A 26456-nucleotide genomic window follows, 5' to 3' on the forward strand; every position below is an offset into this window, starting at 1 on the left:
TCTTTACTTGAAATATATTGTAAAATATTTAAATAAAAAATTTACGTAGAAATATTAACTTGTAGTCATTAACTATGAGTCCGTAAATTATTAAGGTAGGTTTGTTTAACCTGTATTACACAAAATCACTAATTATCATTGAAATTATTTAAAAATTACGCGTTAGAAAAGATCGCCATCTAATGTCCCGTTAAGCGAATATCATCTATTTTACCTTCCTACAGGTAAAATAAATGATATATCTTTCTCTCTGGAGCAAGAAAAATACCCCTAAGGCTTATCCCCCTCCATTGTTAGCCATCTCACCACTAACAATATCCATATAATTAACGCCATAAAGCCAAGCAATATCGGAACCTGATACGTATGGAAGTATGGGTCTGAGATAAACACCAACATCAATGCAGCCAGAGAGCCTATACAAAGCAGCACAAAAGGTAACTGAACGAGGTATTGTCTCAGTTCGTAATACCAGTTGCTGACAATGAGTACCGAGGCAATACCAATAAAGATGACAAACAATATGGTGCGTAATAGCCATCGGTTAGGACAGATCCAGTCCATGACGACCATGATCTGTTCCTGTATTGCTGCAAACACTGACGGCAATGAAGTGGCTTTTGGATAGAAGGTGTCATCGACCAATTGTTGGCTCAGTTCATTTAGTGGGATTGGTTGGTAAGCCGCACCGATAAAGCTCCAACTTGAAAGGCGAAGCAGCTGTGTCAGCTCAGTTTCTGAGTCACGATTAAATTCAGTGATCAGCATGGGAACAATCTGTTTAAACAGTTTTTCAACTGCGAGTTGATCGCTTTGATTACTTAACCAGCGATGGATATCTTGTATTTGAGTCAATTCTTGCTTCGCAATTGCAGCTGGGGTTGCGTTGCTTTTACTTTCGACCTCAGGTCGTATGATCAGTAGGTTTGTCACTTCACCGAGTGCGTTAAGGTTCTCAAATGTATAGAAACTGCCTGTATCAGTGTCTGTATCGGCATCAGCATTGAGAACTTTGTTAGCAGATATGATGATGTTGAGAAAGTAACGATCATTTGGTGATGCTGTCACGTCATCAATATTAGTGATGCTGGAACCTTCTTGTTTAAGTAGGGCAAGCTTGAGTGTGCGAACAAAGGTAATAAATTCTAGTTGGCTTGAGTTGCTTTTAAGCACTGATAAATCGACATCAAGAGTAATACCATCCCCGATGCTTGGGATTGGCTCCATACCCAGTGTCATTATTGGTTTCATGCGGTTAATGATGGAGCTGTCGAGTGGTTGAGCAATCGCTTCGACCAGTTGATCGATTAGCGACTTGTCCAGAAGCGCTATAAGTGAGGGCGAGGTCATGTCTCTTGGTGTTGTCACTACAAGGTCAACTTCGCTGCGGTAACGATGAGCCAAGCGGATAAATTGGGTATTTTCAGGCTCTGTCTTCCAATTAGGTGGTAAAACGAGCAAGCTGCCACTGCTGCTTGGTTTCGCGACAGCGGCAAAAAATCCGATACGATCCAGTTGGCTGAAATTAATGATTTGCTGTTCTTCGGCCAGATACCAGTATGGGGAAAAACCATAAAAAGTTGCGTTACTAAAAATGGAGTCGCGACCGTCTTGACAGCCACAACCAGGAGGTGCTGTCCACACGACAGGCTTGCTCGTATCAGGAGCAAGTCCTGATTTATAGGCTACTTTAAGTACATTTTCAGCGTCACTGGACGAAGTATCCATGCCTTCAAGGGTCATTGCTGCTTGCATTAAATATTGGCTGGCAAATACCTGATTAACGATAGGCTCAAGCTGTTTTTGAAGGTTTGCGGGTATGACATAAATGTCCTGATTTTGAAGTGTAGTCGCAAGTGAATTGCTGTCTAATTGCCAGCTAATCAAAGGTGCTGTTGTTTTCGTAGTAGCACTGGTGCTGCTTTCGGTCACACTCTTTCCATCATCAGTCGCTTGTTGGCTTGTATCGCTGTTGCTATCACTGCCAGAGTCACTAGAGGTGCTTGTGCTTGTCCCTGAAGTAGGTGTGGAGCTTGAGTTTGAATCAGAAGTAGCACTTGAATTAGAACCAGAGCTTGGATCAGAACTCGTGTTTGCAGCAGATGTAGAACTTGGTGTTGAGTTTGTACTAGAACTAGAACTAGAACTAGAACTAGAACTAGAGTCTGCAGTCGTAGCGGTGCTTGAACCAGAATCTGAGCCATCACTGCTCTTACTGGTTTGAGATGTCGTGGTGCTTTCCGTTTCGCTATTGCTTTGTGTTGCTTGGTCAATACTTTGGGATTGAATAAAGCGGTTTAAATCCAATGCTGGATTAAAAGTCACATCGAGCTGATCTATAAGGGTGACTAGCTGGTTATATAGTTCGCTACGCTGTGAGAACTGCTGTTTTCCTAATGCGGTCAGTGCAGTGAGGGTGGCTTGTCGGTTTAGATCATTGTCGGTCAGTTGATAGTAGTAGCTTGGGATATTGGCTTGCGTGCCTGTAGATGAAGATATTGTGGAACCTGAAAGCAGATCGGGAGCCAAAAGCTCAGCAAGTTGTGCCGAACTTAAACTCAGTAGTTCCCCAGTATTGACACTGTCCCTCCAGTCCGGAAATACGGCGCTGATCTTTGCAGCACGAGAAAGGTCTTTCAGTGTCGTGTCAACGAAATCTGAACTACTGCCGGACGTTTCAACTACGGTATCCGATACGTTAAAGTCATTGCAAAAATTAATCAGCCACTGACGAGTCACTGGCCCGAAGATACCATCGGTAAGCATTCTGCCATTGGATTTTAGTGCTGCTTGATAAGCAGAATCAGATTGGTAAATCACCTTCAATTGTTTCTGAATCACACGCCCGTTATAACGATTGTCTTTTGTTGGCAATTGACCGCTACAACTATAGGCGGTAGAAACCGAGGGGGCCTGAGCCGACACCGATAAAAAGGATACCCAAATAATCGTGATGAGCATTAACCATCGCAGCACAGCGCGAGCGTGGATTTTTGGATGATGGTTATTAATCAGGTTCAGGAAAAAATCATTCATGATAAGTTATCCTTACCGCCACGTGACAAACAGGGGTTTGTCCATCCATGGGTATTTAATGGTTTGGAAGCTCCAGGGAATCTGGTCTAACAGCATGTCAAACGCACCAGGTATCACATTAAGCTGCCATTGCTTTTCTTCTTCCAAGAGTTGGCCTTCACGCAGGAGAAATGTTGTCCTCAAGCCTTCAATAGAGGTTGAACCAAGTGCACTCCAGTGGCTGATCATCGCCGCTAACAGGCCATCAATCATCGACATCGCACCATCCGGTAAATCGATTTGGTTCGGGATAGGTGTACTTAGTGGGACGCCACACAGTAACTTATTCAGTGTTAGTAAGTACTCTGGCGCTTCACTACGACCATCAACCATATATTGGAGGCAGAATAGGGCTTGAAACTTTGTCTTCTCACTGATGAACGCTTTTCCATCCGTGAGATTGAGCCGTTGAAAGAGAGTCGGAATATAGGTAGAAGAGAGGACTAAGCCGGCATTATTGATGGTTATCGGTTCTGACGTATTTCTCTCTTTTTCATTTGGATCTTTCCACAACAGAGGCTTGTTCACATTCTCTGAACGTCTTGGTTCAATCGAATCATAAAGGCGCTGAACTTGCGGTTGTGAACGGTCAAGCTCTACAGGAGCTGCAGGTGTATTCAACTTGGCCTTTGAAGTCGCTCGACTCAAAGCTTCAAGCATCGGGAAAAGTATCGACTGGCGAGAAAGGTTAATTTTAGACGCTAACTGCTTTGTCTTGTCGTTTGTATTATCGGTACCAAGCTCTCTAACAATCGCAGGGTAGTGAGTGAGATCGTTAAGAATCAACTGAAGAAGTTTAGAGGCTGCTCCAGTGAAACCCTGAAGCAACAAGCGGCGATAAATTACACACCAAAATGCTTGCTTCCATTCTGGTGTATTCCCGAGAGAAAAAACCAGTGCCTGGTAAAGGCTAATCACTACGGGCATAAATTCGCTACGTTCTTGCGCGAACATTTCAAAGTGTTGATGAACGGCCAGTCTGTCAATCCAGCTGACTAGCTTGTCTTTATTTTGTAACTCGGTAGTTAGATGCTTCCATAACTTGTGATGATAGCGACTCAGTGCGAGTTCTAATCGGTCATCATCCAATTGGTTCGATTGCAGAACATCCCAGTTTGTAATGTGTTTGATTGTCTCATCTTGTGTCGTCGAGGCTGAGAGCCAACGCTGGCGCTGAGCTAATGGAATATCTTTGGCTGAAGCTCGCTCAATCAGTGAATGTACTGTCTCTAAACATTGCTGCTCAGAAAAACCTGATCTACGTCTTTTGAGTTGACGTACTAGTGCGTCTAACCAAGAGTGTACCGTTGTTGGTCTGTGTGGAGACAATAAATGTTGGTACAGCCATTGAACGGGTATATCGAGATGATCAATTAGGTAGCAAAGCGCGGGTAAAAATGATTCGACAGATTGCGGTGTTGGGGCGATATGCGCAGTAATATTTTGAATTGATTGTAAATCGTTTCGGAGTATCGATGCCGTTTCCGCTGATGCTTTTTCGAGGATCCACTCACGTAATTGCAAACAGCGTTTGTCGTTAAGTTTGAGTGTGGAATTAGCTGTCTGCACTTTTTGTAGCAACGATGCTAAATTTGTTGGGCTAGAATGGCTTTGTTGTAGCGCGGAATGCTCAAGCACACTGTGAAGGTTTACGACCAATATTTGAGAGCCATTTAACTGCGAAGTATTGGACTTATCTGTTCTGAGCATAGCCTTAGCAAACTCAGCGACTTCTATTTCGTAATGTTTGGCCAATATTCTAAGCAGTGAATTTAGCGCTGCTTCCGCACTGAACGGTTGTGCTATACGAGACAACACCGCATTAAAGAGCCATTGCCAAACTAAGCGATCAACGGACGATCTGACACTGGTTTTTGAATTGTTAGTTAAATAATGAACTGCCTCAACTATCCATGAGCGGACAGAAAGCACATCAAACGTGAAAGCCTCATACTGTTGATTTGTTAAAGCAATTAGCTTTGTAAGTGTGTGCTCGTCAAAGTTTTTAATCCAACGACTCCGTATCGTGTTGGACTCACTTAACCTCACAATTACGCAAGCAAGGGCTTTGGGATCGAGGCGAGCAAGGCTTCCCTTGAGCACGTGCTGCCATTGATCGTTATTTGCATCCATCAGTGCCTGAATCACCTCAAAAGGTACTTCGGTGTGAATCGCAGCCATGTTATTTAACCGGCTTTGATCTGCCTTATTAAAGACGTGTATTTCGCTGGAATCTACCGAAGAGGTTTTACGAGCGGAATTTGTCAGCTCTGGTAAAAGAGAGCGTAATGCTTCGACGAGGTGATGGTTGGCTTGACCATTTAACGAAGAAAGAAGCGAGCGAACCAGATCGCGATGATGCACATTTCGGTGCGCAGCGATTTGATGAGTGAGCGAAAGTAAGTAACTTCGTTTATTAAATTCACTGCCTCGCTGAACTAACAAATAACTGAGGGTAAATTGCCACAAGCTGCTGCGCAGAGCATGGTCTTCAATTACCCCTGACTTAGCCTCAGCCGCAGTTGTCTTCTCAATGAGCAGGCGACTGGAAAAAATGTCGTGAACCACTTCGTTCGCTTTAGGCTCAATGATGTCTACAAAGCGAAATAGAGTTTGGTCTGAAAAGTGTTCACTCCAATGCTCGCGAACGGCTGCTAATTGTCCAATCCAAACTAATAAGCGTTTGAGTACTTGTTTATCTTCAGGCAAAGCATGCAGCAGGCTTTGTTCGTTTCCTTGTTGAAGTATGAGCAGCAAAGCGCTGAGAGAGTCTGATTTATTTGTTTTGGGAATGACGATATCGCTCTGATTAGAAAGCTCGTCCCACGTGGTTTTTAGATCAAGCTTGCTCTTAAAAGTAAGGGTAGGCGATGAGCGTGACGTCAGTGCTCTGATAACATTTTTCAGTGTGGTTGTTGGTAGTTGTTCCCATAAGTTTTGGCGAAATTTAGGCAGTGTTTTGAAAGCCCATTCAAATTGGGACAAAGACGCTGAATGAGTCAGCATCTGTTCTAAATGGGCAATTAACGTATGGCTGACTTTCACGTCGATAACTTGTTGTACGAGCCAGGAGAGGTCGCTTGCTTCTTTGCTTGTACCACTCAGTGCTGTGCTGTTTGGCTTATTTGGAAATATTGCCGGTTCTATGTCATCCAAGAGAATCATCATTTGTTGTCTAAGCGAACTATCGACACCGATATGCAGAAGCGTGTTGCGAAGATCAGAGAATAATTCGGATGTTTTGAGGTTTTGCATCGCCGCCATTTTAATGATCATGCTTTTCATATACTGCTGTTTGTTGAAGCGACTGCCACGCTCGACCAACACATAATGAAAAGTGAAGTGCCATAAATGGTGTGTAATGTTTTGACTTGATGCGACGGTGTTGTCTGTGCCTAAAGTTGTCATAGACTGCGTATCGAAAGGGCGTAACCACAATGCCGGACTGGTTAAAAGCTGTACCAGAAATGGATAATTTAACGGCTCCAACCGTTCTAATAAGGCGAAACGTTGGGCTTCGTTAAGTGACTGGATCAGTAACAAGGGCAAGTGAGCATCTCTGCTGTGTTTACCGAGCGCAAAAAGCAGTCCCGACGAATCGCTCGTCATGAGCCGATCCCAATATGGGAGTAGTGAAGCCAGGTTTCTGTTTGAAATGGCTGAATCTATCAGGCTATTCCAATAACGTATTAATTCTCTTGTCAGCCGTGATTTGTGGCGAACACCTGTTTCCAGTAACGCAATCATCAGAAGGAAACGGTTTTGATGGTTCAACAGCGGTAATAGTTGCGCTAGCGACTCATCAGGAAGTTGCATTGCTAATCTTAAACAGAGTGTGGCCGGGTTTTGAGCGGCACTCAGCGAGTTATCTATTCGTGCTGGATAATTGAGCAGCACTTCTACTAAACCTGTTTCGGACAAATGCTGGTTGTGTTTAAACGGCCAACGTAATTGCCCGGACTCGATAAAAAACCAAGCCTGTTGCCAGCGATAATCTATGAGCTCATGTTGAGTGATACTATTATCAGCACTTCCACCACGCTGATTTTTAGCGTTATTTGTGACTGAGGTTCGCTCTTTTGTTGGAATGTCGGAATGAGTCTTTTGGTAGATCTCTTGGTACAACTGCTGCAATACCTGTTTGTGTAGAGAGCGGCGCAGGTTCTCGCTGGTAATATCTCCAGTATCGATTTCTAATTTATCAATACAGATGATGGTATCTGCTGAGCAAAATTGGCTGAGTAGTTCGTCAATGGAAGGCAGAAGTTCGTGCATGAGCCACTGGTAAACCTCGGCTTCGAACTGTTCAGCAACGCGAGCAGAGTCGAAGTTTATATCGAAGTCTGCTTTCATTATTAAATGAGTTTGAGGCTGTGCGTTAAGCGTTATTTTGCCAGCTTTGATCATGCGTTTGACGCCTCCTGCGTAAGATTTGGATTTTGCAGGAATTCCAATAATTTGGTCGCCAGATCGTCACAGTTCTGGATCGGCTCGCTGTCGGGCTGTTTGAGTGCCAAAGCTTTCTGTTTACGCCATGCGAGATAGTGGTTTTCAAATTCATAAAACGCAGCAAAATCTAACCACATCAGTTGAACATCCAGATGTGCCGGACTGTTGATTCTGATAAGTTGTTCAGCTTGTTGCCTGAATAATGGGCTGCAGTGACGAGAAGTGAAAGATGGCATCACCACACATACAGTATTGGCCAGAGAGGCAATATCGTTCTCTTTTTGACGCAGGGTTATTGGCTCTACGACATACAGCGTTTCTGACTGTTGATTGATTTCAACCAGCCAAGCTTGTAACCAGTGACAAAAACGAATCAGCTTTTGTTTGTGGTTATAACGTCCTATGTATAACCAACGCCTGTCATGGCTTGACCCCATATCAAAGAACAGTCTGTAATCCCCCGTTTTTGCGCGTTTGAGCACCCGATAACGCTGATCGTCTATACCAGACTGTAAGAATGAATTTGGCAATGTCTGGCCGTTCAGAGCATACACAGAAGATCGAATTTTTCGCTTTTGCTCTACGGAAAGCGATATTTTTTCCTGGCTTTCCGGCAGAGCCTCAAGATGAGGCAATACGCTGGGTTTAAGCTCGAAAACGGCGTTTTTACCGATATCACTTTGCAGGTACTCTTCATCGGGAACAATCTTCATCAGATAGCGACTGATATTGATCCCAACACTCTCTTGCTCGTCAGTGGAAGGGGACATGCCAAGTAGTAGCGCTAATCGTTGCTGATATCCACCTCTGTGTTGAGGGGCAAGCAGGTTATCTCCCAAGCCTCTCTGGTTACTGATCGTCACGATATTACGAATAAAGCGTTGTTTGTACTCAAGCAGCAGCCAGTCCATCTCACGTTCATTGCAGTAAGGGGTGAACATCCGATGAAGTTTATCGGGGTACTGTTCGCCATACAGTGCAATTAAGTAGTCATAGATGCGGCCTTTCCGTTCAGGGAAGTTATCGAATTCAGATTGCAACGAGCGTAGCCGCGATATGGCGTCAGCAGGGTAATGCTTTTCGATACCGTTGAATTCCTGCGGTGTTAGCGAGTGTACGTGATAACTGGATTGCTGCTTGTATGATGTAGAGAACAGGTCTGGCAGTTGGGTGAGGTCCTCACAGAAATTAGCCATCAATTGATCAAACAGCAGCAGGTAACTGCGCAACTGATGACGCTGTGCCTGAGATTTTGGGTCGTTACCAATATTGATTTTTGTTGCTAACTGATAGTTCCGAGGGAACAAGTTTTGTATTGAATCGTAATGGCTGAGGTCACGATGTTTACCAGACGGTAGTGGCTTTGTTGTCGTAACCTGATGGCGTTCAATCGCTTGCTGTTGCAGCAGTTGCTCTATTTGAATCACCACATCCGCAACCTCCAGATCTACGCTATGCTGGTTTTGGATGATTTTAAGGCGGATGTCATGCTCGGTTTCAGGCATGATCAAACTGGCGTGTTCAGGAATGTCGGTTATCGCAACGCATGGCTCATTGGGTAGCGTTTCCGCTTCAAATCTTATATCGCTTACTTTTTGGATACTGACAGCGCTCAAAATCAGTTCTTCAAGCTCATTTAAATCGCCGTTGGTTCTTTGTCTTAACCATTGCGCACAGTGGTAATAAACACGAGCTGCGATCTGGTTCGCGTCAACACCGTCATTGTTGATTTCAATGGTTGCGGCGAGATGAATAGATGTTTCACCTATAACGCTGATGTTTTCAATGTCTTCGCCTAATCCTCTTACCTGATGATAGGCTTGAACAATCTTTTGTAAGGTATGGTCGCTTTTTTCGGAAGGTGACTCCGCGCCAGTGCTTTGACTACTCTGCTGTTGGCGGCGATAGAAACGTTGCAGCAACCCCGAGATTTGATAGAGACCAGAGTCAGGGTACTGTTCAGAGGTTTGAAACCAAACTTGTTCCAACTGCGGAACCGTTTTAACAATAAAGTTTTCGTACTCATAAGCTACCTGAGGTGGTGGAGAAAAAATGTCATCGGGGCGAGCTAAACCATAGTGCGTGTAGTCGATTCTTCCATAATTATCAGCCAAGAGGTCACACACCGCAAAATCACTGCGATAGATAATATCGGTAAGTGCAAAACATACCTGTTCGAGGATAGTGACACCAGGGTCGTGGGTATTGTAGTCAGTCCAGACTTTGCCAGTTAATTGCTGGGCGTAGGTAATACCAAGCTGGAACAAGCGTTCAAACTTATCCGGGTCATTCTGATGTTCTTGCTTAGATATGGTCGCAGACATAGTTAGGCCTGTTTATCCTCTTGGATTATCTCGCAATTGCTCATGTAGTCGTCGTCCCATAATTTAGTAATGTGGTAACGGATATATCGGTTGTCTCCGTAACTGGTGTTGGTCCGAATCTGTAACCGGTAAGGTCGCTTAGTACCTTTTTCTGTATCGTGTTGCCACCTTAGCTTTAACTTATCCGCGGGGGAGCGAAAGAAAGCGTGTTGTGCCTTAATCGGGTTTTTTCTGCGCCATTGCCACCACCAGTGATTTGGCGCACAAGTGTTGATTGCGATGGCGTGGAGCATGGCATATCGACCTGTATGTCGGATGCCGATACCTGCAACGACTTCGAGCATATGACATCCTTCTAATGTTTCTGTGATGTCGTACCATTTTCCGTCAGCAGGGATAAGAGCCTCGACCGTTTCAATTCCCCTCCGGCCTTGTGAAGAGACTGTCCCTTTAACATCGAGCGCGTGCTCGGGTGTATCTGTCTTGATACCGACATTTCCATTCGGCGCTAACGTTAAGTTGGTATCAGGGACCTTTTCGTTTTCTGAATCGGTGACGTTAGCTAGTGGGTTAGCCTTAAAGTGTAAATTGGTGCTTTTGGCATCTAATCCCAGATGCCATAGAGCGGTATTGCGATCACTTTGCTGATAAAAGCTCAGTAAATGTTCCTGATCTAAGGCGGTTAATTGCAAGCCTGTCGCAGGTGGCTTCTCAAATCCATCCTCAACCTGATTGACGCAGGAGTCGATCAGATCCGCGAAGTGTTCCGCAGACGGCATATTGCCAGGCTGGAAAAAGTTCTTGAGTGTGCTTCTATTGCGTTTTGGCATAGTTATTCCGTCCCCTTATGATTATGCGAAGGAGATTCTCCTTCGCTCATTGGTGAGTGGGGCTGAGTGCTGCTGTTAATAATGAACTCTTCTCCGATAACAAGATCGCCAACGCCAGCAGGCTTTGGCTCTAATTGCTGATGCGTTGGCGCTATGGTGATGAAATGGTGTCGAGAGGGAACCAATAAATACCAAGGTAATTCCGCCCCAATTGGCGCTTCATTTCGAGCGCTGTCTTGCAAGTGATAGTGGCTTGCTGATTGGTGGCTTATCTTAAGCACAGAAAGGCCGCTTATACTGGTAACGTGTTTTTGTTGGCCGATAAATGCCGCTAATTTTGAGAGTGACAGTTGCCATCCCAATCCCATGTTCATCCCTTCGTGGTTCCACGGGCAGAGCGTCTGCATGATCGCGTACTCTAATTGGCGTAATGCTAATCCATGATGGATACCTTCCGTGAACGTGACAGCGCAGCGTACCTGGATGGTTTCATAACCCGGGTTCCGAACCTCAATTTTTGTGTGCGAGCGAGACACAGACATCAGGTAATCCCGAATCGCAATGAGTGTGGTTGAGTCTATATATCGCTGCTGACAAGGGCTGTGATTACAGTCGCTATGTATTGGCATAACCGTAAGTAACAGCTGCCCAGCTTTGTTGTTGTTCGAGTTAAACTGCTTGGCAGGAAAACAGTTTGCAGCGCTTATATCAGGAAACTGTTCTAACACCAGACGTTCGTAATCCCATGGTGTAATTGCTCTCCCTTTGTGACGCAGAAGCTCGCTGGTTCTCGTAATCCAGTGGCCGACGCTTTCATCTGGTCTCAATTGTTGTATCGGAGTTAGCTGCGTAATGGAGCCGAGGTTGGCGGATTTGGTCCGGCTTTGCCAGGATGCGAAAGGTGGTGTCTTATCTTCAGCATTTTGACCACCTTCAACTTGTATGACGTGTGTTGCTATCTGATGACATTTTGGATATTGATCAATACCTTTGTTCGTACTTACTCTCAGCCAATAAAAGTCCGACGGCATAATAGTGTGCTGGGTATTGATAGACTCGGGGATATCCAAAGTGATGATGCCCGACGTTAAAAAACGGTGGGTAGTATCATGAATGATCTGTTTAGCCGGAAGCTCGACCCATTGATCGCCAACAAGGTAATACCATTGATACTCGGTCGACGGATAAGGGGTCAACATCTTCGCTTTATCACCCAAGAGAAAATAGAGATTGAGGTAACCTGAGAGCTCTGAGGCAGTTAAACCTATAAACAGGTGACTGTCTTCCATGTAGTGAGCAAGAATACGAGGATAAGCGAATTTGTGTTTGTCACTGCGCGGATAGATCTCGACTTCGCCGAATGGGTGGAGGTGAATCATCCGACACTGTGTTTTAGTGGTCATATCGCCGAGCTCTACTTTACGCCTCGCCTCGTAGTTAATCGAAAGGCTGTTTAACATGGGCGTATATGGAGCTTTCGGTAGTGGCTTCTGTTTCTTGGACTTTGCATTCTCAGTCAAAGTCTTACTTAAAAGTAAGCCGTACGCATCGTGTCCAAAGGCATCCGGCGGTGTGACCAGAGTGATCTTAAACAGGCCATTACGAATGTTTGATTGAGGGCTGTATGGTGTCTGTGGCCAATTTTGGGTCGTGGGGGTGTAGCTGTTACTAATTTTACCAAACGTCAAAATATTCGAGCGCTCAAGGGCCCCGTCTTTGGGGGTGAACAGATTTTGTGTGCCCTCATCCATGGTTTCCCATCGGCCATTGTTCAGTACTTCTGTAACTACTCTGAAACTGTGGTTGCGGTACGGAAAAGGATATTCGCTATAGTGATCGCGAAAGCCATCACTTCCCTGCGGTAAACCAGACCAATCAAGGTGATAAGTGAGACTCTTAAGCGGCTTAGTCGCTAATTCTTTACTCGCTACAACCAAATACGAGCCTTCTTTAGGTTGCGCGCCTAACGGAAGGAAGGGGCGGCTTGGATCTGCCTGACCGTCCTGATTAAACAATTGAATCTGTGTCACTCCTTTTACTTGGCATTCCATTAAAAGCTGAGCGAATTCAAAGTCCCGGAATACGGTGTAGGGGAAGCAATTACTCTGAGCTTTTAAGCAAAGCTTTAACGCCGGCGCGGCAAAGTTCCATTGCGAATTGTGAATTTCCAGAGAAGGAATGGTTGTTGCTGGAAACCCCGGTTCTAGCCGGATGTGAAGCCCAAGTCCCATCGTAAATTTACTGCCGTTTTCGACAGGAATGACTTGAGCGAAATCGACATTTTCCCATCCTTGAACCGTGGAAATTTTCACATCAAATATATCTTCAAATAACTGGTAAAAGGTTTGAATACGGGAATAGCTAAGCAAAAGATTGACAGTGTCTTTCACCGCATCGTCCAGTACCTTTTCTTTTTTCAGGTGGTCAGTGAGCGACATGATCTTGTTAATGTCGTCAGCGGATAGCCATTCTATGTGGTTTAACGCGTAGCGTGACACTAACTGTCCAAGTACCCGGAAAAATCGTTCTTTTTGGTCTGCGGCATTAATGCTTGTGGATGACTGGGTCGCGACTTCTTCGAGCAACGCAAGTAATACTCCGCGATAGACGGCTCTAAGTTGTTCTGTGGGTTCTCTGTCGGCTAACTGCAAAATCCGGTCGTCATTGACTTTGTCGACAAGATCTTTGCTGTGTATTTCATAGAGCCAGGTGCCTATAACGGGAATTTGCAATGAAACAACTTCTTTCACCACCGCTTCCAGAGCATCTCTGAGCTTGTCGGTATCGTGCGCTGAGGATTGGATAGTTTCCTGATCATGCTCGATATAAAACTGAGATAATCTTTGATAAACAAGACCATTGCCAACTTCTTGCAGTTGGAACTGTAAAGTGAGTTCTCTGTGACCTTCCGCTAAAGAGAGTATCGGATCCGAAATAACGAGTCCCAGATGCTGTTCCAGACCACTGCCATCTAACTGGCTGGTATCAAACATCTTAAATGCCTGAGTCGTGTCAGTTTGCGATCCTGATTGCAATGGATTGAGTTCGATGTGTTGGCGACTTACACCCGAGGTAAAGCCAAGTTCTCGTTCAGGAGAAATCAGTGGGTCACGCCTTAGCGTAAAACCAAAGGCTTTCTTAACCTCCGCGTCAGTGACCTCCAGGGCGTAGGTGGTACGAAATTCGATTGGCTCGAAAGTCGCGGTATTTCCGGGAGTAAAGGTATGTCCTTTATCAATAACGACTGGTGTGTTACTCGCTTTATTTTGCGATAACTTCAGAAAAACAGGTGCTTCTTGTGCACGATGAGGGTACTGATTAAGCACGTCTTGGTAGTAAAACAAAAGGTGCTTGTGGGTAAACTGATTGATTTTTCGTTGAGCACGTTCAAACAGCTTTAAAAAACTGATGTAAAGTGCCAGTTGCGGAGGATGTTCCCCATGATGAAGAGATTTATTAAACGCCTCACGGCAATCGAGTTTCAGGGAAGCAACAACGACCAGAATCTTCGATAAGCAATGCTGAGCTTCATCTTTAATATTCGATACTTGGTCAGGATGGTTTTCATCTTTTGATTTAGCAGAAAGCATCCACAGAGGATCAAAGTGATCGTACTTATTACTTAGATTTTCAGGAGTGCACCTAAGTAGTTGTTGTAAAGGTATATTGAGATGAGTTTGGTAGCTATTGAGTAAGCGCAGTTTTAACTCGTAGCTTAATTCCGGAGTACTTGGTAAATGTTGGTACCAACTGTTTAAGACCGTAAACAGGTTAAGTATAAAGTCTAACGTCTGTTCTTCATCGAGATATTGAGCTTGTTTGAATTGACGCTTTAAAGCGGCTTCATCCATGCTGAGTATTCCAGCGCAAACCACCAGTTCATTTTGTTCGAACATCGCACTCCAATTGCCTTTAAGTTGCTTGTTCTCGTCCATGTAAGGAACAAGCTCAGCAAATTTCTTCGCCCATAGAATGAGTTGTTCGAAGCTCTGCTCATAAGGTTGAAAAAAATCAGACCGGAGTGCGGGATTTTCCCTCTCTTTTTGCTGAGTCATAACGATTCACCTGACTCAAAATTTGGCAGCAAATCAGGGCTAATGAGCGTGCCTTCTTGCAGGTAAAACGGGTAAACCATGTTGTCACGAGTGTTAGTTGCGACAATCTGATAATGCAGTTCAATGACTATTTTTCCGTCTAAGGGGGCTGGCGTGAGTGTTATCGAGTCGAGATCAACACGTGATTCAAACAGTAATATCGCCTGACGGATTTCATACTCGATTTCGGTTAATGTTGTTTTAGTCAGTTCAGCGAAGACATAGCGGTTAATTCGGCAACCGAAGTCGGGATGCATCATGCGCTCACCGGGTGCAGTGGATAGAAGGATTGCGAGACTTTGTTTGATGTCTTTTTCATTACTGCATAGTTCAACCTTGCGGTTGTCCGACGCAAAGGTAGGGGGAAATGCCCAACCAGTCCCTAAGAATCCACTGTCTCTATCCATAATCCAGTCCTTTCTAATTTACAACTAGCCACCAATGATTACCGTGAAGCAGCCCATCACAACGTTGCCACCATGGTTAGTGGTATCACCAATTCGTGCAGCAGGTTTGCCTCCGATCATTACGGTTGCAGAACCCTTCACTATGGTCGAAGGAGGACCAACACATGTGCATGTGTCACCGACGACCGCTGCTGGCATTTTGCCAATCAACACCGTGGGTACTCCTGGCCCAATCACGGGACCACCGACATGGGGTACAGGTGGCAAACCGGGTGTTGCCATTGGGCAAACGTGCATATCTGTGATCCTTGCTGCTGGTGGCATATTTTCGTCCTCTCTATATTGGTCGTTAGTTGATCATGACGATGGCGCCTTTAATGGTTGTATTCCCTGAAGCGGAAAGCTCCGCAGTTGCAGATCCTTTGGCGGTTAATGCAACATTGGCCTCTGCTGAGACGTTCATTCCTTTTATATTGGCGTCGCCGGTTGCATCGATACTGGTATCGCCAGTAGATTTCAACGAAATGTTTCCCGTTGCTGAGATCGTAATATCTTTGGGTGAATCTAACGTGATCCCGCTTTCATCCATTGTGATGGTATTGCTGTTTTGATCGGCAAGTTTAATCAACTTTTCATCATCACTAATGGTGATGGTATTTGTTCCGGGCGTAGTGATCGTGATGACTTTTGTCTCGTCGTTGAACTCTATTTTTAACTTGTTTTTGGTGACAATCGCTTTGGTGTCGTTTTCTGAGGTCAGTTCATAAGGCATGGTCTTTTGGCTGCTGTACAAACTGCCCAGAATGATAGGCTGGCCAGGATCTTGATTGATGTAGCCGAGTACAACTTCGTCGCCGACTTCAGGAATAAAAAAGTTGCCACTTTCGCTGGTCGCGTAGTAACTGGAAAGTCTTGCCCATAACTCGTTATTGTTATCACCTAAGGCAGGCACTTTAACTTTGATTCGATACTGACTTTGTGGGTCTTCATTGAGTTGGCTGACAACACCTATCTGTAGACCGTCGACGGGAGGAAGCCATCCAGCCGCGGGTGGTGCGCCGATATCACGATGTTCAGCAGACCATGCTGGAGTAAGTCCTAAGTCAACAGTGGTTAGCCACTGACCTTGTTCGACACTGTGATGTACGGCTCCGATGTAGTGAGAACCATTAAATCGACCACCAACCCCAGCTAACGTAATGAGGCTATTAATTTGCGCTTTTGCATTACCCTGAAACGTGACACTGCCACGTACTTTAGAAAGCATCGATTTTGTACGTTGTCCCTTTGCCCAGTTAGTAAGACTCTCTTGCGTGTAACTGGCCGAAGTTTGCATTCGATATTCGTCAATACTTAGCACGCCAGCCAGTTCACTGGCGGTTAAATTACCCTGGTCACTAATGGAGGTGGCAGGGGATTGCTGTGATAACATTTGCTGTGTGCTCGGGTCCCACGCAGTACTGGTCACTTTGTCAAATTGATAACGAGCGTCTACTTCCGCACACAGGTTTATCAGATCTGTTCCGTAGGTAACGATAAGTGCGGCAGAATCAGTGACAGAAGGCGCTTTAACTGAGATTTCATTTTGCTGGTTCACGACCACCATGCCGTTTGCCTCTGCGCGTGTCAGCATAAAATCCCAGTCACTGCAGTTAAATTGAACTAACTCATCGTATTGGACTGAGGTACTGTCTACGCTTGACGCTGTTATATTCGAATAGTTATTAATAATGGAATTAATAATGTCGCTGTCTTTTTGTTCCAAATAGCATTGGCTTTTTCTGGCAATGGTCATCGCCACTGCCTGATCTTTGCATGTAACGTTGAGCGTGGTTTGGTTATTTCCACTAATTCGAATTGCGTGATTGGTAACAACACCCTCAAAGATGGTCTCATCGTCATTCCCGTAACCCGCATTGATAGTGATTGTTGAGCCAGGTTTGAACGTATTGCCTGAACTGACATCGAAAGCTTGGGTTGCGATGTCTCCGTCACTGATTTCAAGTTCTGCGTAAGCAATATGGTTAATCTGATAAAAAATATTGACAGAGATAATGCCGATCGAGCTATCAATCGTACTTCCATCTGCTTTGATGGTTAGTGTCACAATATCACTGTTTGTTTCAGTTGGAGATTCAGCCATGTTGCCTCACTACTAGCTTAATGGTGGAAAGTAGAGCTTGGTTCCAGGAGTAATGTTGCGCACACTTGATAACTGATTGAACGCAGCCACTTCGGGATAATACGAACTGTCTTTATAAATCTGATAACAGAGACCCGGCAACGTATCTCCCGCTTTAAAGATTACATGATGCGTCAAATCTGGAGATGATTTTTTGGCGATTGCTTCTTTTTCTTGCTCGGTAAGAAACTGAGTAAAATCAAGATTTACTGTTGCCCTTAGAGGTACGCCACTCGAGTCAAAAAGCACATAGGACACGGACATGGAAGTGAGGCGACCACGAAAGCTGACGGCTGTTCCCCAACTGATTTTGACTGGGTTCGGTTCGTGCTGTTTTCCGTTGTAGTCATAGATCACTTTCCTGAGTAACGTCAGTTGGTCCTGAACGGATTTGCCTTTTTTATATTCAACAACACCAGTTGCATCGATCATAATTTCAAAACTGAGTGTCTGACTCTGGTAGCCTTGAAACTGTACCGTCGGTGCAATATCCCCCTGGGATTGTCTGTGTTTACACGGATCGTCGGTATAACCAATCCCATAGTCCTGCTTAATTGAATTGGGATTAAGCATGGCATTAAATGTGGTTGCGGTATTTCCGGATGCAGCAATGGACTCAATTTTTAGTTTGTCGACCATGTTTAACGTTCTCTGGTTTCTTGTTTTAGTTTGCGGTGCATCCACTTCATGGTTTGGAACTGTGCAGTGTGTTGCGATGAAACTTCAGAGAGCGCACCAGAGCCTTTATCGTCACCGGCACAGTGATTTTCCTTCTGTTTCTTCGAAGCGCGCTTTTCTTCTGTCGTGACATTCGAACGAATCGACATTTGCTTAATTTCTATAGGCATACGTTATTTTCCTCGTGACGATTATTTTGTTCGGCTTGCATTGCTGTAGCACAGTTCGATTTCTTCTATCGCTACTTCGTTTTTTGTAGAACTGAACCCTTCTACCCGCCATTTCACGGGGTAGGCGTTATAAAGCACCCAAACCCGACATGGGGAACCTTTTTCGTCAAGTAATCGCACCGAAACCGTTTTGGGTTCGATCGCTTTAGAGAGTTGCGCTTCCAAAATATCCTGACACCATTTCACCAATGCTGAGCTTGAGTCTGCAATTCCTCTCTTTAACAATAAGTTAGAGTGCTTAATCACTTTAGGGAGATGGTAGATCAGATTATTGCCACCTTCCTGATAGTCTTCGGTATCAATTTGTGCTTCCAAACCAGAGATTTCCTGAAAAGCCGAATCATCTTGGTTGTTGCCAATTACAACACTGAAGTAAAACGCGGGTAGGGGCCATTCATCTGCCATGAACGTCGTTCTCCTTTAATAATCGGTATCGATTCAATAAGTCTGGCCACTGCACCGTTCACAGTGACCAGACCATCAAATACGCCCTATGAGGCTGTGATTTCTAAACCTTCATGTGCCAATTCTATGGTTTCTACGGCAACTTCATTACCATCGGATTTCAGGTCTGTGCCAGTGACTTTAGTCGGCCATGCATTTTTCAGTTTCCAACTCATCACAACACCGTCACTTTCATCCAGTAAGTTGATGGTGACTGCGGTTCTTGCGATGGTGTTCATCTGAATCTTGCTAAACCAGTCGTAGAACTTGTTATCACTTTTAAAGATGCCTTTTTTAAGCGTGACGTTGCTGGTTTTCACAAGTCCCGGCATCTTTATCGTCGAGAATACTTTGCTGTTTCCGGCACGATATTCAATTGGCTGAGATTCGGTATCCAGACCGGATACCTCTTGAAATGCGGCGACCATACTTGCGTCGGCTCCCGCACCGCCGTCCCATTTAACTTCAAAATGGAACTTGGGCATCGGCCATACGGTTTCTGATTGAGCTGAACCATCATCTGCCATGGTAGTCTCCTTTCTACAATTCGTTCGTAAAGTTACGAAGGACTACAACTAAAAGCCCTCTGCGCTTTTAAGTACTAAGTGATTATGATTCTTGCATTTTTTGCTGGAAGGTGATTTCAATAAACTCAGCAGGACGGCTGATCGCCACCAGTACCGTAATTCTTAAAATACCTTCTAGAATATCGTCGCCAGTCATAGTTTTACCAAGCCCGACGCTCACGCTATAAGCCTCTGCAGGTGAAGCGCCAGCCAAGCCACCGCGTTTCCATATACCGTATAAGAAATTACCAATCATGCTTTCCATTGAAACCCATGTACTGGATACATTAGGCTCGAAAACATAAGCTTTTGATGCGAGTTTGATTGACTCTTCAAGCATAATCATGGTGCGGCGAACGTTAATGTAGCGCCAGTCCAGACTGTTACCATCGAGTGTACGCCCACCCCAAACCAGTGTGCCTTCTCCTACAAATGGTCGAATCGCGTTGATCGATTTACCTTGAGTCGTGACGTTCAGGTCTTCTTGCTCATCATCACTGATATTAACCGTTGGTGAGATAACAGCGTTTAAGCTGACGTTAGCTGGTGCTTTCCAAACGCCTCTGGAGTTATCTACCATGGTATAGATACCTGCCATTGCCGCCGCGGGAGGAAGGATATTTTGTTGGTGTTTCACTTCTTTCATTATGGTTTGGTACAGCGGACTGATCGTCATAAGCACTTTGTTAAGCAGCACTTGCTCTTGATCGGATAGATCGGTACTCAACTTGGCAATTTCATCAAGCATCTGTTGTTTACGCGTTACTCGAAGTTTATTACCACCGCTGTTTAGTTCGTCATCGGTGAGACCATCCAAATCTTTAAATGCTTCATTGACTTCATTGGTTAGTAGTTCGGCTAATTTATCCAAATTACTGATATTGTGGAAGTTTATATCGCTATCTTGAACAATAGAGGTATTGAGCCATGGATAGTATGCAGAGGAGTAATCCAGATAATTTATACCAAGTTTAGAACGGAAATTCTCAACACAGTCACCACTTGGATCCTGGCGGTCTTTAAATCCTTCCCAGAGATCAAGAATGGCGACTCGATTTTTCATTTTCCCGCCACAATGTCCAAGCATGGCTTGCTGAACATTAATGCAATCATCCTCAGCCAGTTGAACGCTTTCAGGAATGACTAACATGGTTGCTTCCGGCTCTTTAATCAGTGGAACAATACCCGCTTTGAGAACACCAGGATCAAGGTCATCACTATAGCCGCCGACTGAGACGATGTAACAAGGACCGCCACCGTTTTGGAAGAAAAACAGCATGTTGTGATAGAGCGTATAGCGCGTATTCGACTGCTTTATCTGATACGCAGTGTCTTGCTGACGGAAAGCAACTTGAACGACTGGATCGTCACCGGCTTCGCTGATTTCGAAGGTAGGTAGCGGGGCTCCGCCGAAGTACTGGCGAAACTCTGACATCGACGTGATTCGCCAAGGCACTTTACTTAGTGATTTTCCGCCATTTTCGGCTTTCTCTGTATAGCCAATAAACGCTGGCACAGCAGTCGCGACCTCGACAACAGAATTGGGGAAGGCATTTTTCTCAACTATGTAAACGCCCGGTGTTTTCATTACAACCATAGTTAAATCCTTAACGTGAGAATTGAATGGTTACCAAATGCTCGCAATAAACTGAGAAAAGAAAGACTTCACTCAGTACTGCTGTCATAGCGAGTCAGTTACTAATATATAATGTAGTAAACAAATTTCACTGCATTTAATTTAATATTAGATGTGCAAATTGATTTTTGTGTCATTAAGATAAATTTGGAATGTAAGTCACTGTTTTCAGTGTGGGATTGGTTTTTATAGTTATGCTAAATAAATATGACAGAGTCGTTGAACGTGGTTATTAACGGTCTCAAACTCTATATGTGCAGGCTGGGCGGTGGCGAGCCGACGATAGATAACCTTGTGATTCGCTTTTAGTTGAAGTGACAGATCAGATCGATGTAATACAGGTAAGGGTTCACTTGAACGGAAGACGAGGTAAGGCCGCTCACCAAGTATCACAGTCCCTTTATTGTCGAATTGATGCTCTCCATTGGAATCTATAATCTGATATTCCTTTGTATTATCTGATGTCAAAAAATAATACTGCCAATAAGAATAGGTATGGCTATAGGTTAATTGTATGGTTTTGTTTTGATTATAGAAGTCTGCTTTAGATACCGTTAAATTTATTATTCCCACTAGGTTCTGGCTCAACTCAAACTCAGAAATAGATTTATATTGTGCGTTGTTGAGAATCACTTCTGGCGTGAGCCACTGTTTAGGAAAAACCGAAAGAGAAGTTTTACTGTCAGCTTCAACTTCGAATAGGGCAGTAGACATTGGGGTGGAGAGCGGTAAATCGGTATAGTTACGAAACAATGGGTCATTACTGAACAGTTTAAATTGCAGTAAGCTATCTGAACTGGGATCTGGAAGCTCTTTTAGCATGTCTGTGTCGGCGACAATGCAAACTCCACTCAGTGTAGGCTTTAAAAACATATGGTGGTGTTTAAGCCATTCTACTGTGCTGCTTGTTGGAACCACATCGATCGGTACTTTTGCACGGCTGTTTGAGAAGTACTCATGGTCTACAGATAAGGAAACATAGGGCGCATAATTCGACATTATTGCTCCCTTTTTTGCAGGTTAGATTTTACGAAGTTAAGTGGCCCTGACTGTAGCAGTAGTGCTTCACTGTTCGGGATAGCAACACGAACCTGATAAACGCAAGATGGGAGGTAATGTGAGCCAAGCATACTCCACATGTGACTCAAATGTGCTTCTGAAAGGCTGACCATCTCCATAGCAATTTGCTCAACATATTCTGGCATGTCAGGCGAGTTCTGGTGATTAAATAACGGATTTCGATTAAAAAATGCCAACAGATGGGACAATATTTTTAGACCATCCGTGTAATTAGATGCAGAGAAGTTAGCTGCGACGACCACGGAAACAGCTAAATAGAGCGGTTTGTTCGATATCGCTGTTCTTGAGTGTGGTTGGAATGCAGCAATATTGCCCCCCTTAGAAAATGGATCTTTTTCCAGCCCACTAATAAAAATAAGGACTTTATTTTCATTAGCGCCGTTTCCTTGCTTATTACTATCAGTAGGGGACGCCACGACGACTAAGTTGTCTGACAAATCAAAAGCCGAGTTTATCGACTGATTCATCCGTTCACAAAGGTATTCAAGACAGCTATCTAGCATAGTTTTCTCTCTCTCAATTAAATTCAGTTTAGCTACGTTTAATTGGAATGCTGTACCAGTTAAAAAATTCTTTGTGGGATTTATGATTATTGGTCTTTATAGACGAGTGGCCGTGGATGGCACTGCGGAATTTGTTTTACCGTATAAGGGAAGGATTCAAAAAAGGCCCTTTGGGAGTTAGGGCCTATGGTGGCGTGTGATTAACGCTCAGGAGTTTCTAACAACTTAACAACGGTCTCAACGGTATTGTTAAGGGCTTCGTTATTGTCTAGTTTTCCTGAACTTGCAGGACCAAGTGCACAGTTGTACAAAACGAGCTGCTTGTCGAAAGGTAGATCTAGCTGCTCATATAAGTTTTGACGGATTTGTGCATGTAGTTCTGGTTCTTGGCTTGCAAGGCTAACTAGCGTGTCATAAATAAGGTTTTTCATCGTAATCACATTTTTTATTGTTGGGGGTGCATAAAGTGTAATGCTTTACAAGCTGAAAATCCGACGCTTTGGTCACATATCAAGGTGTTTTAGAAGTCTTTATCGCATAATGCGGACGAATGCTTTGATGAGGATCTTATTATTAGCAGTTTTGACTATAAAAATGAAAGTTTTATATCAGGTTCTAATAAATCATTAAAGATTAGAGCAAAGTCCAACTCAACCACTCGATTATGCGCTTTAATTTACACAAGTGAGCGAAAGGATAGGTGGCAACATGTTAAGTAAATTAAACAATCGTCTTTCTACTGTGGCAGCACACATGGCTGACCTAGAGTATCAGCTTGGCACATATCTCCAACCCGACCGTTATACTTGTTCAGTGAAAGGCCAGGAAGTGTTCCTCGAATATCAGCATGATTTAGAGTTTGAGAACGCAGCTGACCAGGCGGAAGCGCTGTTGACGTTGTTCAACATCCCAGTAAACGGTGACGAAAGAAAACTACTGGTTGAAGTGACCGGAAAAGGTAATACGACCAAACTTCACTTAGATTTATCTTGTGATGACGAAAATGATCTCTTGCTCAAGTATATTTGTGCGGAGCTTTTGTCCGCGTTTAAGGCGTTAGAGGGGTAATCCAGTCTAAGTTTAACAACCCCTTCTTAAAGGTAGGATTAAGGTTATCGAGGAGTTGGTGACATCGAGAGTTTAAAATAACTCTCGATGTGGATTCATAGTCAGTACATTCGTTCCGCAGCGATTAGCTCGTCACGTGAGTTATCGCAAATTATTCAGCCGGATGATTCTCAATCCAGTGTCTTGCAATGTTTTCTCGGGTCGCTACCCAAACCGCGTCATGAGACTGAATGTAGTCTAGGAAGCGTGTTAACGCTTTGAAACGACCCGGCTTACCAATCACGCGACAGTGCAAACCGACCGACATCATTTTAGGCGTTTCTGCACCTTCTTCGTACAGACAGTCAAAGTGGTCTTTCAGGTATTCGAAAAACTCGTCGCCGTGGCTGAACCCGTAAGGAGATGAGAAACGCATATCGTTGGTGTCGAGTGTATACGGAACCACAAGGTGTGGTCGTGTACTACCTGCTTTATTTTTGTCTGGAACTTGTGTCCAGAAAGGCAGGTCATCACCGTAGTAATCAGAATCGTATAGCATGCCATCTTGTTCCGCGACAAGTTCACGTGTATTCGGCGAGTCACGACCGGTATACCAGCCAATTGGACGAGTACCTGTAAGCTCTTCGATGATATCCAGTGCTTGGATCATATGCTCGCGTTCAACGTCAATTGGGGTGTTCTGATAGTGAAGCCATTTCAGACCGTGACAGGCAATTTCATGGCCTTCTTCTACGATTGCTTTGGTGACTTCTGGGTTACGCTGCAGCGCAGTGGCAACACCAAACACGGTCAGTGGAAGCTCGCGACGTTTAAACTCGTTTAAGATGCGCCATACACCGACACGAGAGCCGTATTCGTAAAGTGACTCCATGCTCATGTGGCGGTCTTTATACGCTTCAGCACCCGCGATTTCAGATAGGAATGTTTCTGAATGCTCATCACCGTGGAGCACACAGTTTTCCCCGCCTTCTTCATAATTGAGGACAAATTGGACTGCGATCTTAGCGTTATTCGGCCAATTAGCGTGGGGAACGTTATCTCTTCCATAACCGATATAGTCGCGAGGGTTATTTTCTTCCATAAAGTAAACCTTGATAGTAATAATTTTTTAGTTAAGTGCGGGATAGTTGCTTAATGCCGTTCGCTTAATACAGAGCAACATGTTCAAAACATCCCGTCATTCTGAACAGCGACGAAGGAGCGTGATTCAGAATCTAGTCTACGAGCACGTTAACGCTAGGGTAGTCGTATAACTTCTCAGCGCGCTGATATTAGATTCCTAGTCTCGCTATGGCTCGCTGGAATGACGAGATGAGCGAAAGCAGGACTTACAACTCATAGGCTCGTTTAGTGGTGAGCATCCGATAGCTGTTGGGCTGTCTTTATTATTGAGACCAGTGTTTGAATATGCCGTGGATTGGTTTCACCAAAGGTGCGGCGTATTGACCACTTTTCGATGTCGTCAGTTTGAGTTGGTGTAGTGACTCAGCAAGCTTCACGGCTGCAGCAACGCCATCGACCACGGGTACATTCAGCTCTTCTGCAAGCTCATTGGCTAAATCAGACATGCCTGCACAACCTAGCACGATTGCCTCTGCACCATCTTCTTTGATCGCTTTACGGCATTCGTCAGCAAGTAGCTGATAAGTTTCCATGCTTAGAGATTCAAGCTCTAATACCGGAATATCTGTCGCGCGTACACCGCTGCATAAATGATGGTAACCGTATCTTTGAAGAAGGTGTTCACTGGCTGGCAACGTTCTGGTCATGGTAGTGACCACGCCAAAGCGGTAAGAAACTAGGCTAGCGAGCTGGAAAGCTGCACCAGCGATACCAATAACTGGTTTAGTCGCAATTTCGCGTGCAGCGTCAAGTGCTGGATCACCAAAACAGGCAATGATGTGCGCATCAACACCTTGTTCTTCACCGGAGCGAATCACATCAAGAAGTGCCGCAGCAGCGAGTGTTTCGTCGAATGCACTCTCAATACTTTCCGGGCCGTTGGCTGGTGAAGAAGCAATGATTTCAGTGCCAGGCAGGGCAACGGTTTGTGCGCTAATCGCAATTTTATCGGTCATTCCCTGACAAGTGTTTGGGTTGATCAAATTGATTTTCATTGTGTGTTAGTCCATTTCGCAAAAAAGTTGATGAAAATTAACAGGCTCTTTAGATTTCGATTCCAACTCCAATGACGACTTGATCACCACTAAGTGATGTCTCATCCATTGCTGAGCCTTTTCATCCTGAAAATTGTCGAGCAGTTCTATAAGTTCTGAGTGAGAGCCGCAATCACAGCTCACGCTATGTTTTGAACCATACGCCGCGATAACCAGAGAAGAGCGATAACAGAGTTGCTCTACGAACTCCGCCAAGACAGAATTTCCTGATTTCCTGGCAAGCTCGTAATGAAATCTTGCGGTGAGCTGAATGGATTCGGCCAGATCACCATGTTGGGTCGCTTTTTCTTCCTGACTTACTATGGAACGAAGGTAAGTAGATTGCTTTTCATCCCAGTTACGCAGAATGTCGGTGATCAGTAGCGGTTCTAGTAAAATACGGCTGTTCAGCACCTCTTCAGCTTCCTGCTTACTAGGGTTGTTCACGTGTGCGCCTTTATTAGGTTGAATCACCACAAATCGCTCGAGTGCTAATCGTTGCAACACTTTTCTAATCCCTGTTCGGCTTACGCCAAAAGCTTCCGATAGCTTGTCTTCTGGAAGACGCTCTCCAGGTTCAAGTTTATGTTCAACAATAGCTTTCAATATTTGTTGATAGATCTTTTCATCGTTTGACATAGCTAATTGATCCGTATTTTTCATCCAACCTAATAAAGCAATATGTATACCACTAAACGAACTTGCATGCATTATTGTATACAATGTTTACCTAA

General features: G+C 44.4%; 20 protein-coding genes. 1 reads left to right on the plus strand and 19 read right to left on the minus strand.

What is annotated here, in order from left to right; all coding sequences use genetic code 11:
• Window positions 1–270: 270 nt before the first annotated feature.
• The 16 genes from WJM94_RS01595 to WJM94_RS01670 form a co-directional block, all read right to left on the minus strand.
• A complete protein-coding gene (locus WJM94_RS01595; protein ID WP_444492488.1) occupies window positions 271–3036 on the minus strand; it encodes a hypothetical protein in 2766 nt (921 codons plus the stop codon).
• Window positions 3037–3048: 12 nt separating this feature from the next.
• Window positions 3049–7482: a contractile injection system tape measure protein gene (locus WJM94_RS01600; RefSeq protein ID WP_444492489.1), complete on the minus strand. Its 4434-nt coding sequence runs from the start codon at window positions 7480–7482 to the stop codon at window positions 3049–3051.
• Complete coding sequence (locus WJM94_RS01605; RefSeq protein ID WP_444492490.1) at window positions 7479–9848, minus strand: hypothetical protein; 2370 nt, start codon at window positions 9846–9848, stop codon at window positions 7479–7481. Before WJM94_RS01605 ends, WJM94_RS01600 begins: the two co-directional genes overlap by 4 nt.
• A gap of 2 nt (window positions 9849–9850) precedes the next feature.
• Window positions 9851–10678, minus strand: a complete 828-nt coding sequence (locus WJM94_RS01610; RefSeq protein ID WP_444492491.1) for a hypothetical protein — start codon at window positions 10676–10678, stop codon at window positions 9851–9853.
• Window positions 10679–10680: 2 nt separating this feature from the next.
• Entirely contained in the window at window positions 10681–14733 is a 4053-nt protein-coding gene (locus tag WJM94_RS01615; protein ID WP_444492492.1) for a hypothetical protein, read from the minus strand.
• Entirely contained in the window at window positions 14730–15179 is a 450-nt protein-coding gene (locus WJM94_RS01620; protein WP_444492493.1) for a GPW/gp25 family protein, read from the minus strand. The genes WJM94_RS01615 and WJM94_RS01620 overlap by 4 nt, the downstream gene beginning before the upstream one ends.
• A 24-nt stretch (window positions 15180–15203) precedes the next feature.
• Entirely contained in the window at window positions 15204–15503 is a 300-nt protein-coding gene (locus WJM94_RS01625; RefSeq protein WP_444492494.1) for a PAAR domain-containing protein, read from the minus strand.
• Window positions 15504–15528: 25 nt separating this feature from the next.
• Complete coding sequence (gene vgrG / locus WJM94_RS01630; protein WP_444492495.1) at window positions 15529–17322, minus strand: type VI secretion system tip protein VgrG; 1794 nt, start codon at window positions 17320–17322, stop codon at window positions 15529–15531.
• A gap of 12 nt (window positions 17323–17334) precedes the next feature.
• The gene (locus tag WJM94_RS01635; RefSeq protein WP_444492496.1) at window positions 17335–18000 is read right to left on the minus strand and encodes a CIS tube protein; all 666 of its coding nucleotides are present in this window, start codon (window positions 17998–18000) and stop codon (window positions 17335–17337) included.
• Between the two features lie 2 nt (window positions 18001–18002).
• A complete protein-coding gene (locus WJM94_RS01640) occupies window positions 18003–18209 on the minus strand; it encodes a hypothetical protein (RefSeq protein ID WP_444492497.1) in 207 nt (68 codons plus the stop codon).
• Between the two features lie 21 nt (window positions 18210–18230).
• A complete protein-coding gene (locus tag WJM94_RS01645) occupies window positions 18231–18674 on the minus strand; it encodes a phage tail protein (RefSeq protein WP_444492498.1) in 444 nt (147 codons plus the stop codon).
• Window positions 18675–18760: 86 nt separating this feature from the next.
• Complete coding sequence (locus WJM94_RS01650; RefSeq protein WP_444492499.1) at window positions 18761–19240, minus strand: phage tail protein; 480 nt, start codon at window positions 19238–19240, stop codon at window positions 18761–18763.
• Between the two features lie 82 nt (window positions 19241–19322).
• Window positions 19323–20876, minus strand: a complete 1554-nt coding sequence (locus WJM94_RS01655; protein ID WP_444492500.1) for a phage tail sheath family protein — start codon at window positions 20874–20876, stop codon at window positions 19323–19325.
• 231 nt (window positions 20877–21107) lie between these two features.
• Complete coding sequence (locus WJM94_RS01660) at window positions 21108–21914, minus strand: hypothetical protein (protein WP_444492501.1); 807 nt, start codon at window positions 21912–21914, stop codon at window positions 21108–21110.
• Window positions 21914–22498 carry a DUF4255 domain-containing protein gene (locus WJM94_RS01665; protein WP_444492502.1) on the minus strand — a complete coding sequence of 195 codons (585 nt, stop codon included), beginning with the start codon at window positions 22496–22498 and terminating at the stop codon, window positions 21914–21916. Before WJM94_RS01665 ends, WJM94_RS01660 begins: the two co-directional genes overlap by 1 nt.
• Window positions 22499–22698: 200 nt before the next feature.
• Window positions 22699–22929 (minus strand): PAS factor family protein, encoded by a 231-nt coding sequence (locus WJM94_RS01670; protein WP_444492503.1) that lies wholly within the window; start codon window positions 22927–22929, stop codon window positions 22699–22701.
• 277 nt (window positions 22930–23206) lie between these two features.
• Here WJM94_RS01670 and WJM94_RS01675 point away from each other — a divergent pair, with 277 nt between their 5' ends.
• Window positions 23207–23566 carry a hypothetical protein gene (locus WJM94_RS01675; protein WP_444492504.1) on the plus strand — a complete coding sequence of 120 codons (360 nt, stop codon included), beginning with the start codon at window positions 23207–23209 and terminating at the stop codon, window positions 23564–23566.
• A 151-nt stretch (window positions 23567–23717) separates the two neighbouring features.
• Here the strand turns inward: WJM94_RS01675 and puuE are convergent, their stop codons facing one another.
• The 3 genes from puuE to WJM94_RS01690 form a co-directional block, all read right to left on the minus strand.
• Window positions 23718–24647, minus strand: a complete 930-nt coding sequence (gene puuE, locus WJM94_RS01680) for an allantoinase PuuE (protein ID WP_444492505.1) — start codon at window positions 24645–24647, stop codon at window positions 23718–23720.
• Window positions 24648–24951: 304 nt separating this feature from the next.
• Window positions 24952–25683 carry an aspartate/glutamate racemase family protein gene (locus tag WJM94_RS01685; RefSeq protein WP_444492506.1) on the minus strand — a complete coding sequence of 244 codons (732 nt, stop codon included), beginning with the start codon at window positions 25681–25683 and terminating at the stop codon, window positions 24952–24954.
• A gap of 6 nt (window positions 25684–25689) precedes the next feature.
• Entirely contained in the window at window positions 25690–26361 is a 672-nt protein-coding gene (locus WJM94_RS01690) for a GntR family transcriptional regulator (protein ID WP_444492507.1), read from the minus strand.
• Window positions 26362–26456: the final 95 nt, after the last annotated feature.

This window comes from Vibrio sp. YIC-376 (genome assembly GCF_052353105.1).
GTDB lineage: Bacteria > Pseudomonadota > Gammaproteobacteria > Enterobacterales > Vibrionaceae > Vibrio.